We start from the raw sequence: 12,903 nt of genomic DNA on the forward strand, positions 1-12,903 counted from the left end.
CAAAAATTTTATCCTAAATAATCCATTTTGACAATCCATTTTTAATGCAATAATAAATTCTAAAAATGACTACAAAAGCTAACGATATTGTTAAATTGTAAATTAAGTAAGGTACGGTAAATTCATTGCATAAATATAATATTAATATACCAGAAAAATATACAATAGAACCGAATACAAAGCTTGTGCCTAGTTTGTTTCCTAGGTTATTAACGACCATTATGGAGGTGCTTATTATAGGGCCAACCGCTCTAAATATTAAGGTGAAGCTTATTAGATATAAGATTTCAATTGATGGTAACATATCTATACCTCCTATTATTGTTATAAGATCTTCTGATATTATATTTGTTATTATAATTATAAAAACAGAAGAAATTAAAGCTATTTTCAGTGCTGTTCTAGTTAATTTTTGATTTTTTGTTTTTGCTACATTAGGAAAAATGGCATTCGAGAAATTCTGAAAGAATATAGATAACAGATTAACTAATTTTTCTGCTAAATCATAATAAGCTAATTCTTTTTTGCCTATCAAAGCTCCTATAAATAACGCGTTGCTCTTAAGTGTTAATCCTCCTAAGGAATGTGATACAAATAAAGGGAAGCTATCTATCAGAACTTTTTTGATATCTTCATATTTTGGGATGTGTATTTTATTTTTGTCAATTTTGAATATTTTAAACAAAGCAAACATCCCACATACTATAGATCCAATTGCGTAGCTAAGTAAAATATATAGGTTATCCGTGCTATCATTTACAAGTATGAAAATAAAAATTAAAGCAGTTAATTTAGATATGAAAGAGCATATTGCGATATACTTCATATTTTCCTTTCCTTGGAAGTACCATACTGGAATCATAATTTCATTTAGGCATAAATAACTAGCTAAAAAGAAAAACATTATTTCCATTTGAGAAATACAACCAATTAAAATTAGTATTAGTAATGTTATACAGTAGAAAATAATTTGACAAGTGAAAATGTTACTTATAATTTTTGAGATATCTTCTGATGTATCTCCTTTTGATATTTCATTTGTACCATAAATATTAAAGCCAAAATTTACGACCAAAGATAGGTATATGGCAATACTTTGAACATATAAAATTTCTCCATAATTTTCAGCACCAATTATTCTTATTATATAGGGATATAGAATTAGGGGAAAAATTAGATTAAAAATTTGTATAAATGATAAGTATCCAAAATTTTTGAATATATTAAAATTCTGATTTAGAATATTTTTCTTTTTCATTTATTTTTTTTACTCGATCAATGTTGTGGTAAGACACGAGTTTTTTGGCCTTTTAGCAAAACTACGATATTTATTAGTCTTCACAAGTGTTGTGCTCTCATCTAGTTTATTTGATCCTAAAATTTTAAGAGCAAAACCATACCAGGTCAAAGGTTTATTGTCAGTGTAGTGGAACATTCCAAATTTACTAGAATGATTAATTATTAGTCCTAATATAAATTTAGACAAATTAATAGTATCAGTGGGGCATCCAATCTGCCTATCTGTTACTTTTATAAGGTCTCCTTTTTTTGCTTTTTCTAGAATCGTTTTATAGAAATTTTTACCATGAATTTTACTATACAGCCATGATGTTCTTATAATGTAATATCTATCTAATATTTCCTGAATATATTTTTCTCCAGCTAGCTTAGATTTTCCATATTCATTGATAGGATTTGGAGTATCTTCTATAGTATAAGGCTCTGATTTTTTGCCATCAAATACATAATCTGTTGAAATATGAATGAGAGTAGTATTATTTTCTTTACATGCCAGGGCTAAATTCTTGACACCTTCTGCATTTACTTTAAATGCATTCTCAGGAGTCTTCTCCGATTGTTCTACATTAGTGTATGCTGCGCAATTAATACAAAAGTCAAAATTAGCTAGTGTAAAAGCTTTTTCAATACTTAGGTTATCAGTAATATCTAATTGCTTTGAATCCAGAAATACAAAATCTAATTTTGGGTATTCAAGCTTAACGTCGTTCAATGTCTTGCCTAGTTGTCCAGATGCTCCAGTAACCAAAATGTTAATCATAACAACAAATTTTTAAAGCTTGGGAGGCCACGATCTTTTTCTGAAATAATTAAATTTTCATTGTCATGCTCCCAGTCAATTCCTAATTCTAAATCGTTATATAAAATTCCTCCCTCTGATTCGTTATGGTAATAATTATCGCATTTATAGTTGAATACGGTGTTTTCCTGTAAAGATAAAAAACCATGAGCTAAACCTCTTGGCACATATAAACTAGTATGGTTTTTTGATGATAATTTTATTTTAAAATATTTACCGTATGTGGCGCTTTCTGTACGAATATCAACAACTACATCTAAAACCTCCCCATAGGGAACATTCACAAGTTTTGATTGCGCAAATTCGCCCTTTTGAAAATGTAATCCTCTGAGGGTTCCTTTTTTTGAAGTAGATTGATTATCCTGCACGAAATTTATAGATTTTCCTACAGCTATTTCAAGATCATTTTCCTTGAATGATTCAAAAAATAAGCCACGATTATCCTCGTAAATTTTAGGCTGAATGATAAAGCATCCCTTAATAAATGTTTCTGTTATTTTCAAATTGCTATTTCTGTTTTAATAAATATTCACCATAGCCACTTTTTAACAGGGGTTCTGCTAAGATATGGAGTTCTTTTATTGTGATATAACCCATTTTAAAAGCCACCTCTTCGATGGCTCCAACTTTTAACCCTTGGCGTTCCTCAATCACTTCAACAAATTGCGAAGCTTGCATTAAGGAAGAGAATGTACCAGTATCTAGCCAAGCTGTTCCAGAATCTAATACACTAACCTTTAAAAGCTCTTTTTCTAGGTACACTTTGTTAATATCGGTAATTTCTAATTCGCCTCGTTTGCTTGGTTTAATATTTTTTGCAATTTCTATAACATCATTATCGTAGAAATAGATACCTGGTATGGCATAATTGGATTTTGGTTTTATGGGTTTTTCTTCAATGGAAATTGCTTTTCCGGAATCATCAAAATCTACTACTCCATATCTTTCAGGATCATTAACGTGATATGCATAAATAATACCGCCTTTAGGTTTGGTATTGGATTGTAATAATTTAGCAAAACCAGAGCCGTAAAAAATATTGTCCCCTAAAATTAAGGCAACACTGTCATTTTTGATAAATTCTTCTCCAATAATAAAAGCTTCCGCTAGGCCATTAGGTTTTTCCTGAACAGCGTAGGAGAATTTACATCCTAATTGAGATCCATCTTTCAAAAGTTTTTTGAATAGATTTTCGTCCTGTGGAGTTGTTATAATTAAAATATCCTTTATCCCAGCAGACATTAGTGTTGCCAAGGGATAATAAATCATCGGCTTGTTGTAAACAGGCATAAGCTGTTTGCTTACAGTAATTGTTAATGGATGTAAGCGTGTTCCTGAGCCACCAGCTAGAATTATCCCTTTCATAAAGTTACTTGTTATACTTATTAAGGTACCAACATATCGTGGTTTTTAAACCCTCATCCATGCTTAATTGAGGCGTCCATCCTAATTCGCGTTTTATTTTTTTGGCATCTATAGCATATCTAAAGTCATGACCCAAGCGATCCGTAACAAATGAAATTTGATCTTTATAAGATCCAATCTTTTTCGGCTTAACTTCGTCTAATAAACTGCATATTTTTTTAGCAATGTCTATATTTGAAAATTCATTATTTCCACCGATGACGTAAGTTTCGCCCAGATTACCCTCTCTAAATGTTCGTTCAATTCCACTGCAATGATCCAAGACATATAGCCAATCTCTAATGTTGTCTCCCTTTCCATAGATAGGAATGGGTTCATTTCTAATTGCTTTCCTTATTATGGTAGGGATTAGTTTTTCATCATGTTGCTTTGGGCCATAGTTATTGGAACAATTGGTGGTTATAACAGGCAATCCGTATGTGTGGTAATAACTTCTAACTAAGAAGTCAGAAGAAGCCTTAGAGGCGCTATAAGGACTGTTTGGAGCGTACGGAGTGTCTTCTGTGAAATAGCCATCATTCTCTAAAGAGCCATAGACTTCATCCGTAGAAATATGATGGAACCTTGAGTTTTTATATTCTATATTACGATTATTGGATGAATTTAGCCAGTATTTCTTTGCTGCTTCTAATAAAACGAATGTACCTTCTATGTTAGTTTTGATAAAATTATAAGGACTTGAAATTGAATTGTCAACATGAGACTCAGCTGCAAAATGAATAATACTTTGGATATTAAAATCATTAAAAACTGATTCTACTAATTTGATATCACAAATAGAGCCTTGTATAAATTTGTATCTAGTTTCATTTTTAACTTCACTTAGATTTTCTAAATTTCCAGCGTACGTAAGTAAATCTAGATTTATTACAGTATCGTTTGGATTTTTTTCTAAGTAGTAAGGAATAAAATTACTTCCTATAAAACCAGCGCCTCCTGTAATAAGAATATTCATAAATTATTATTTATTGTATTCTTTTAAATATGTATTAAGTGATAAAAGGGCTAAAATAATTAATAGTAAGCTTAAAAATAGGGTAGGCACTAAAAATTTGTAGCTGTTCCAAATTCCTTTTACTTCTACTCCTTTTCTAGGGAAGGCAGATATTACATTTAAAATACTAGATTTATTTGCTTTTTCCTCATTAAGTAGTACAAGACTTTCTTTTAGTTCTTCCATTTTATTAATTAATGAAAGTTCTTTGTTATCTTTATTTCCGCCTTCTCCAAGACTTATGTTTGTGCCTTGCATAGGTTTATCTGCCTCCTTAAGCATGACTCTCTTGTACAATAGTTGAAGCGAGTCTATTTCAGTAATTTGTTTGCTGTAAATGCTATCCTGCAGTTTAATATTTATATCGCTAATATCTTTCTGTAAATTAAAATAATCATTTCTCGAGATAGAGTTAATTATTGAAGTTTGGATTTTTTTTCCAATTCCATTGTTTGTAGCAATCAATGCAATGGTGTGAAATCTAGCATCTAGTGAATTAAAATTTTTAAGATACGCTTCCATATCTATCGCTTTCTGTGTGGTGGTATCTAAGCTTTTTACAAACTTATCAAATAATTGAACTTTCTGATTTTCATCAGAATAAGATTCTACTGTGAATTTTTTTATAGAACCAGCCTCTTTTAAAGTAATGTCTAATGCTTCCGCCAAGGCAATGGAATCCTCAGATTTAGCTAATTCATCATAAAAATTAATATTATTGTAGAGTTGCTGAACACTATTAAAGTTAGGTTCAACAACCATAGTTGAGAGATACTGGGGCTCTTTATTTATGTCAAGATATATACCGATGGCTAGGCCAACAATAGCCGCAATTGCAAATTTGATAAGGTGTTTTTGTATGAATTGCAGAAAAACAATAATGGCTCCAAAAATTCCCTTAAAGATATTTCCAATAAACCGAAATAGCTTTCTAAAACCATTTCCAATTAATTGGAATAATTGCCCTAAATCTACTTCATCAGAATTAGAAGAAGGCTGTTGTGGTGTTTGGTTGTTCATGCTTACTTATGACTTAAATATTTGTTCTAAAATTTTATCAGTAATTAAATAGGTTGGTTTTACTCCAGTAGTACCCAATCCGCCAGAAGCTAAAGTGCTTCCTGTTTCAAGCGGGTTGTCTGAGGCGTAATAGGCATAACGTACCTTAACATCTTCACGTATACTTTTACGTACTTTTGAAGCAGATTGTATTGCTTTTTGATAATGGACACCTTCCATCTCTAAACCAATAACATTCCAAGTAGATGCGTGGAAAAATTTCAAGATATCTTTATTCTGTAACGAAGTTCCTAAAACAGTAATCATGGCACCCTCTAAAACCTTCAATCCATTGCCCGTGAAATCGTCGGCAGTTAACTCATTTTTAAAAGGATAATTATCTGCTGTTCCTTCAAATACATGCGCTGTCGGGATCATTAAATCTCCTTTTCCGCCTTCTAATATTCCTGCTTTCCCCATAATTGAAATGGAATGTACATCTATGAAAACGGGCTGATTCTTTTTAACCTTATACGGCTTTAATAGCTCATCAATAGTTTCATACGCTTGTTCTCCAAAAGCATAGTCCATTACGAAGATAATAGGTTTTTTTTCGCCGGGAATGTCTTTGCTAAATGCGTAACTACAAACATCATCAGTAAACTTAGCCGTGTCAAATATTTGAACATCTATGTTAGTACCAGATACATCATCAATAGCAATCATGCCATTTTTAACTGCAACGGCTGTTACTTTGTTTCTTAGTGCTGAGTTTTCAGAGGAGCTTAATTTTTCATAAATTTCTAAGGAATCATTATTCGGAAATTCCTTCTTCAGCGCTTTTCTAGCGAATAATGAATTCATTACACTGTGCATGTTGGCACTAATAATATGAATGGGCCTATCTAATAAACCAGCGGTGTTTAAGGTTTCTTTTATTGCATCAGACCAACGTTCTCCATGAATATGGTGTCCTAGTCGCTCTCTTAATAGAGGCGTAAAGGTTATAGCACGTTTGTCACCAGTTAACTCTTCTTCAATGGCTAATTTTCCTAGCCAGTAAATAATCTTCAGAAAACGATCTGGATTCTTTTTCGTCGCAAATTTTTCATAGACTTCTATGATCTCTGCAAAAGAGCGCCCAAGAATATTTGCCGTATGGATTATGGCAATTTCACGTTCTGCTTGTGTGAGCTTAGATTTGCTAATTGCATTTTCTAATTTCCCCCAATCGCGGATTGTAGTACCGGTATCTTCAATAATTACTCGGGTTGCAATCTTATAAGATTCTATAAATAAGAAGGTTAAATGGGTAAGAATATCATAAATATCAGATCTACCTCTGGTAATTTCAATATTCATTTGTTCGTCATCAATACGGTAACAATTACGTCTTCTCTTTGGCGGAACTATAGCTTCAAAATGAGACTTCCCGTACCCTTCATCAGAAGTAAGGTTTATAAATCTACACTGCTCTATTCCTTCTGGTAATCGTTCTAAAACATATATTAACCCACTTAGTTCAGCTTTTTCCTCCGCAATGGTTCCATAAATTTCTGGCCTTAATTGAAGTAATGCATTGCGTAGGGTTTCTCCCGAAACACCCATAGGTTTATAAAAACCACGATTGAATAAATGACGCATTGTAATGTACAAACGCTCAATAGCATTGGTAGATTCTTGCGCTCTAGTGGTATTTGTTGTCTTGCTCATGTATTGAAAAATTCTTGTAAAACTACGATTTATTATTCAGATTTATAATTCTTAACTGAATGAAAACTTTAAGCTAACCTAGCGTTTAAGGGTATTTAACTCATTTGCTACTTTTCGATCATTTGATAATCGCTGTACTTTATTCTGACCGCCCAACTTTCCAATGGATTTCATATACTCATTAAAACCACCTTCTTTAATGCTGGTAATTTTTAATCTTTGGAGTATTTTTCCATCGATAAGGTCAAAATAATAACTATTTTGTTGCTGTAATTCAAGGTCTAATATTGCTATGAATTTTGCAAGGTCTGTAGGTTCTTTCTCAAATTCTATAAACCACTCATGATAAGGTAATTCATTTAATTCGGGTGTTATTTGGGGTGCCACGGTAAATTCGTTTACACGAGCATCTGTTTCTTCAATGGCTTTTTGCATTGCAGATTCTACCTCTTTACCAATTACATGCTCCCCAAAAGCAGAAATAAAATGTTTAATTCTACCAGAGACAATAATTTTGTAGGGTTTTAATGAAATAAACTGAATGGTATCACCGAGATTATACGCCCATAAACCGGCATCTGTTGAGATGATCATCACATAGTTAACTCCAACTTCTACATCTTTTATCGTGATTCGTTTTGGATGTTCTTCAAAGAACTCATCAGATTTTACAAATTCATAGAAAACTCCTGAATTTAGGAGGAGTAGCATTCCTTTTTCTTTCTGAGAGTTTTGATAGGCAAAGAAACCTTCACTTGCTGGAAATAGTTCTATACTATCTACTTTTCTTCCAATAAGATTTTCAAATTTTGCTCTATACGGTTCATAATTAACGCCCCCATAAATAAAGAGGTTAAAGTTTTTAAATAAGTCTCCTACTTTTTTATTCCCAACGGTATTTAATTTTTCAAAATACATTTGTACCCAGGAGGGGATACCGGCTATTACCGTCATATCTTCATGTATAGTTTCTTCAACTATCGTGTTTACTTTGGTATCCCAATCTTCAATACAATTGGTTTCCCAACTTGGGAGTCTGTTTTTTTGTAAATAATTAGGAACGTAATGGGCAGATATACCGGAGAGTCTTCCTAGTTTAACGCCATTTTTTTCAGTCAACACAGGGCTACCTTGTAGAAAAATCATTTTACCATTTACAAAGTCGGCATTCCCAGTTTCTTCAATGTAGTTTAGAATAGCATTTCTAGAAGCCTCTACTTGATGTTTAATAGATGATTCTGTTATGGGAATATATTTTGCTCCGGATGTTGTTCCTGAGGTTTTTGCAAAGTAGATGGGTTTATTTGGCCACAAGATATCTGCAGCGCCACCAACTACTTTTTCTACATAAGGCTTTAGTTCTTCATAATCTCTTATAGGGACATTTTTCACAAAATCACCGTGGTCTCTGATGGCTTCAAAATTATGATCCTTACCAAAATTTGTGTTTTTAGCAGTGGCAATCAATTTTTGTAGCAGTTTTTCCTGTGTGGCTACAGGATTATCTACCCACTTTTGAGTTTTTTTAGCAATTCTCTTGGCAAAAATTTTTGCGGCTAAAGATTTTATAGACATGCAGAATTATTTAAAATCAATATAATCTTTTGGGTTTGCTGGACTTGAATTATTCCATAATTCAAAGTGTAAATGTGGTCCGGTAGTTAACTCACCAGTATTCCCAACAGAGGCAATAACTTCTCCGGCACGTACTAAATCTCCTTGTTCTTTACTGAGAGAGCCATTGTGTTTATAGACAGATAGTAGCCCATCTTTATGCTCTACAATAATAACATAACCAGTTTCTGAAGTCCATTCAGAAAATATAACAGTACCATCTGCTACTGATTTTACAGGAGTACCCTTTGCAGCTACAATATCTATTGCAAAATGTTTTGTCTTAGGATCGTAGTCTTGAGATACACTTCCGTTAATAGGAGGGAATAATATTTGATTTACGTTCTTATCGGTGCGCTCAAACAAATTATACTTATCCTCTAATTCTACTTGAGCCCTCAGAATAGAATCTTCTTTTATGGGTGTTAAATCTACACTAGAAGGGTCTAATTTAAACTGTTCAAATAAGGAGTCTCTGTTAATTTGATTGTTAGTGATATCTCCATTTAAAACCTTTCTAATGTTATCTAAATACTTATTGGTATAATTTAATACGGTGACCAGTGAATCTGATTTATAGGTGAGCTCTGTCGCTTGTCTTTTTAACTTGGTGGAAGAGTATCCTGGTATATATTCCCTCAATGGGGTAAATGCTATCAGTAAGGTGGTTAAAGCAATTAAGCACACGATAAATAAGGAGCCTGTAATAAATACATTAAGCCTACTTAGTTTGAAAGAGATCTTTTCCTCAAAAGTATTTTCGTTCAGGATTACTAAACGATACTTATGAAGCAGTTTTTTTTTAATATCTTTTCCTTTTTTCTTCTTTTTTGCCATACTACACAAATATAACTTACAATCTTACTGCGATAAAATACTTTTTATAATTACATCGAATTTATAAATACTAAACTGTAATTTGTATACGTTTAGTAAATTTTTATGGACTTTTTCAAAAAAAAGGTTCGGCGATATAAATATTAACACCATGTGTAATACTTTTTTAGTAAATTTGTGGTTCTAAAATCTAGTTTATGATAGTTTCAAATATTTTTTTAGGAATGATCGGCCCATGGCAAATTGCGGTTGTAGTAGTTCTTGTACTATTACTTTTTGGAGGGAAAAAAATTCCTGAATTAATGCGTGGTTTGGGTAGTGGAATTAAAGAATTTAAAGATGCCTCGAAAGAAGAGGATACACCAGATAAGATAGAAGAAAAATAGAATATTTATTTTTTTTAAAAAACAGCTAAGTCCTTAATTTTATTAAGGGCTTTTTTTATGCTCAAGAATTAAGTTTTTCTCTCCTTAAGTGTAATCTATTTAAAAGTGTTTTTGATCGATAACTCATATAGATATAGCATGGTGGGGCGCTTTTAGAGATTGACTATTGTAGGAAACAACAGCTTCATAAGCTTACATATACATTTTATCATAATTCACAACAAATTAGAACTCATTTCATATCTGTAAATCTATTTTTGCGTTATAACCTAATAATTAACCAATTAACTGCATTTCATTTATCTCATTACGTGTAGTTAAAAAACCAGGTAGTAATTCCTAATTTTTATGAACAGTTGTACCATAAATTATAAATTTATTCTACTCATATTTTTATCGACAATTCAATTTGCTTTTGCAAAAGCTGATTTAAATTTTTTCTTTTCTGAAAGAAGTAATGAATCCTTTATAAATAGTTTCGAATTTGCTCCACCAACTTTTACAGGTTGCGATACGGCTTCTTTAAATGTTCAAGTAACTTACACTGCCGGCCAATGTGGTGGTATTGTAAATTGGAATGCGCCTATTGCTTCAGTGGATGCAGTAACAGTGACAAGTAATTATCAACCTGGTGACAACATTTTGCCAGGAACTACTGCTATAGTCTACCGTGCGGAGAATGCTGCTGGAGAAGTGGGTATCTGTACTTTTAACGTTACAGTTGAGGATAATGAAAAACCGTTATTTGACACTTTTCCTTCTAATGTTACTTTAACTGCCGATCCTGATAGTTGCACAGCTACTCATACATGGGTAGAACCAACGGTTTCAGATAACTGTCCTGCGGGCGAGGGTGAGGCGCCTGTTCTTCAGGATTTTGAATCGGCATTGAATCAATGCTACGTTTTTACCAAAACATCTATTGATAGTGGTGGGCAAATAAATGGAAGTAGAAATTTGATAGCAAACTCATTATCTTTAGCTACGTTTTATACGAGTACTATTGTTACACCTACTATGTATTTTAACGGTGAAGGTGAAATTTCATTTTCCCATTCGATAAATACCGTGGCAAATAATGCACAAATTCATGTAGATATTTTAGATAGTTCAATGGCAGTTGTCCAAACCGATTTTTTTAGTAAAGTCTATACAGATACAGCCGTTCATCAGGAAAACATTCCTTTTACGCTAACTGGGAATTACAATATTAGAATTCGCTATTCTTCCACTGTTTTTAATAATACGGCACAAATTGCTTATTTAGACGATTTACTGTTGCCAGGCACAATTGTTACAAATTTAACGGATACCGCTTGTGAGTTAGCTGAATATTCTCTCATTAGAACCGACGGAAATGGAAAGCTAAATGGTGACGATTTTGAAATTGGAACGACAATTATTGTGTATCGGGTTTTTGATGCTAATGATCAATTCACAACAAGGTCATTCACAATTACTGTTGAGAATGATTTAAATGCACCAACTGGATCCTCAGAATATACTTATTGTGAAGGAAATTTACCTCCAGAAATGAGTGTCACTGTAGATGAATCAGTAGGTGAGACCGCTAACTGGTATGATTCTTTAGGAAATCTTGTCGCATCTAATACAACTTCATATACAGCACCAGATAGTACTGAGTTATTTAGAAATTATTCGGTTTATTCGCAAAACGTAAATGGATGTTCAAGTGATACATTCATTTCTATCGATTTGTATCAATTTCCTTTGCCAGATGCACCAACTGCCAAATCTCCCATTGAATATTGTGTAGGTGATGCTCCTGTTCCTTTACAAGCATCTGGAGACTCAGGGAATACTTTGCAATGGTACAATGCAGCTACAGGTGGCACTATGTATACGTCAAACCCTACGCCCAGTACTACAACAGCAGGAAGTACCTTTTACTATGTTGAACAAACGGATATTTATACAGGTTGCATTAGCTCAAGAACAGCCGTAGAGGTAATTATAAATGCTTTGCCGGTAAGACCCACCTTGACAGCTAATACTATTACTTATTGTCTAGGAGATACTGCCCAAGAATTAGATAACTATGTTCAGTCAGGATCAAACTTAACTTGGTATGATGCAGCTACGGGTGGAAATGAACTTGTAGGAACTACCATTCCTGAAACAACTACAGCTGGTACTACGGATTATTGGGTTACTCAAACTGAAACAACCTCTACTTGTGAAAGTACTAGAAGAAGATTGAGAATAATTGTAAATGATCCTCCTATGGTTACGGGCCAACCTCTAAATGCTGAGATTTGTGAGTTCGAAAACGCTACTTTCACTGCAATAATTTCCAATGCTAGCACCTATCAATGGCAAATTTTTGATGGTTCAAACTGGGTAAACCTAACTAATGCGAGTCCATATAGTAATACGTCAACTTCTTCACTAGTAATTACAGCTGCGCCTATAACTTTAAATAATACTACTTATAGATTAGTTTCTTCGAGTGCAACATTAACTTGTGACGATGCATTTTCAGAAGAGAGAGTATTAACCGTAAACCCACAACCGTCAGCACCCACAGTGAGTGATGTTGAGTATTGTGAGAACGGTACTGCAAGTGCGTTAACAGCAAGTGGTACAAATATTTTATGGTATACTGTAGCAACTGGCGGAACGGGTAATTCAACAGCACCAACCCCAAGTACTTTAACTGCAGGTACAACTTCATACTACGTAACACAAACAAATTCTAGTGGTTGTGAGAGTCCACGATCTGAGATTGAAGTAACAGTGTATGCCTTACCATCAGCACCCACAGTGAGTGATGTTGAGTATTGTGAGAATGATACAGCAAGTGCCTTAACAGCATC

At 33.2% G+C, this 12,903-nt stretch carries 11 protein-coding genes; 2 read left to right on the plus strand and 9 right to left on the minus strand.

Annotated elements, in window-relative coordinates; genetic code table 11:
* Window positions 1-13 precede the first annotated feature (13 nt).
* The 9 genes from BLQ19_RS07710 to BLQ19_RS07750 form a co-directional block, all read right to left on the minus strand.
* Entirely contained in the window at window positions 14-1,258 is a 1,245-nt protein-coding gene (locus BLQ19_RS07710; RefSeq protein WP_074537933.1) for an oligosaccharide flippase family protein, read from the minus strand.
* A gap of 9 nt (window positions 1,259-1,267) precedes the next feature.
* Complete coding sequence (rfbD, locus tag BLQ19_RS07715) at window positions 1,268-2,059, minus strand: dTDP-4-dehydrorhamnose reductase (protein WP_074537934.1); 792 nt, start codon at window positions 2,057-2,059, stop codon at window positions 1,268-1,270.
* The gene (gene rfbC / locus BLQ19_RS07720; RefSeq protein WP_074537935.1) at window positions 2,056-2,601 is read right to left on the minus strand and encodes a dTDP-4-dehydrorhamnose 3,5-epimerase; all 546 of its coding nucleotides are present in this window, start codon (window positions 2,599-2,601) and stop codon (window positions 2,056-2,058) included. Before rfbC ends, rfbD begins: the two co-directional genes overlap by 4 nt.
* A 4-nt stretch (window positions 2,602-2,605) precedes the next feature.
* Complete coding sequence (gene rfbA, locus BLQ19_RS07725) at window positions 2,606-3,463, minus strand: glucose-1-phosphate thymidylyltransferase RfbA (RefSeq protein WP_074537936.1); 858 nt, start codon at window positions 3,461-3,463, stop codon at window positions 2,606-2,608.
* A gap of 4 nt (window positions 3,464-3,467) precedes the next feature.
* Window positions 3,468-4,478 carry a dTDP-glucose 4,6-dehydratase gene (rfbB, locus tag BLQ19_RS07730; protein WP_074537937.1) on the minus strand — a complete coding sequence of 337 codons (1,011 nt, stop codon included), beginning with the start codon at window positions 4,476-4,478 and terminating at the stop codon, window positions 3,468-3,470.
* Window positions 4,479-4,484: 6 nt separating this feature from the next.
* Window positions 4,485-5,537 carry a hypothetical protein gene (locus BLQ19_RS07735; protein ID WP_074537938.1) on the minus strand — a complete coding sequence of 351 codons (1,053 nt, stop codon included), beginning with the start codon at window positions 5,535-5,537 and terminating at the stop codon, window positions 4,485-4,487.
* A 6-nt stretch (window positions 5,538-5,543) separates the two neighbouring features.
* Complete coding sequence (locus BLQ19_RS07740; RefSeq protein WP_074537939.1) at window positions 5,544-7,229, minus strand: DUF6909 family protein; 1,686 nt, start codon at window positions 7,227-7,229, stop codon at window positions 5,544-5,546.
* 78 nt (window positions 7,230-7,307) lie between these two features.
* The gene (locus BLQ19_RS07745; protein ID WP_074537940.1) at window positions 7,308-8,804 is read right to left on the minus strand and encodes a GH3 family acyl-acid amido synthetase; all 1,497 of its coding nucleotides are present in this window, start codon (window positions 8,802-8,804) and stop codon (window positions 7,308-7,310) included.
* Window positions 8,805-8,810: 6 nt separating this feature from the next.
* Window positions 8,811-9,680 carry a M23 family metallopeptidase gene (locus BLQ19_RS07750; RefSeq protein ID WP_024482251.1) on the minus strand — a complete coding sequence of 290 codons (870 nt, stop codon included), beginning with the start codon at window positions 9,678-9,680 and terminating at the stop codon, window positions 8,811-8,813.
* Window positions 9,681-9,877: 197 nt separating this feature from the next.
* Between BLQ19_RS07750 and tatA the strand changes: the two genes are divergently transcribed.
* Together tatA and BLQ19_RS07760 are read left to right on the plus strand one after the other, a co-directional pair.
* Complete coding sequence (gene tatA, locus BLQ19_RS07755) at window positions 9,878-10,066, plus strand: twin-arginine translocase TatA/TatE family subunit (protein ID WP_024482250.1); 189 nt, start codon at window positions 9,878-9,880, stop codon at window positions 10,064-10,066.
* Window positions 10,067-10,414: 348 nt separating this feature from the next.
* Window positions 10,415-12,903, plus strand: a 2,489-nt coding sequence (locus tag BLQ19_RS07760; RefSeq protein ID WP_139150219.1) for an Ig-like domain-containing protein, incomplete at its 3' end; no start/stop codon positions are given.

It is taken from the genome of Cellulophaga baltica (assembly GCF_900102165.1).
GTDB lineage: Bacteria > Bacteroidota > Bacteroidia > Flavobacteriales > Flavobacteriaceae > Cellulophaga > Cellulophaga baltica.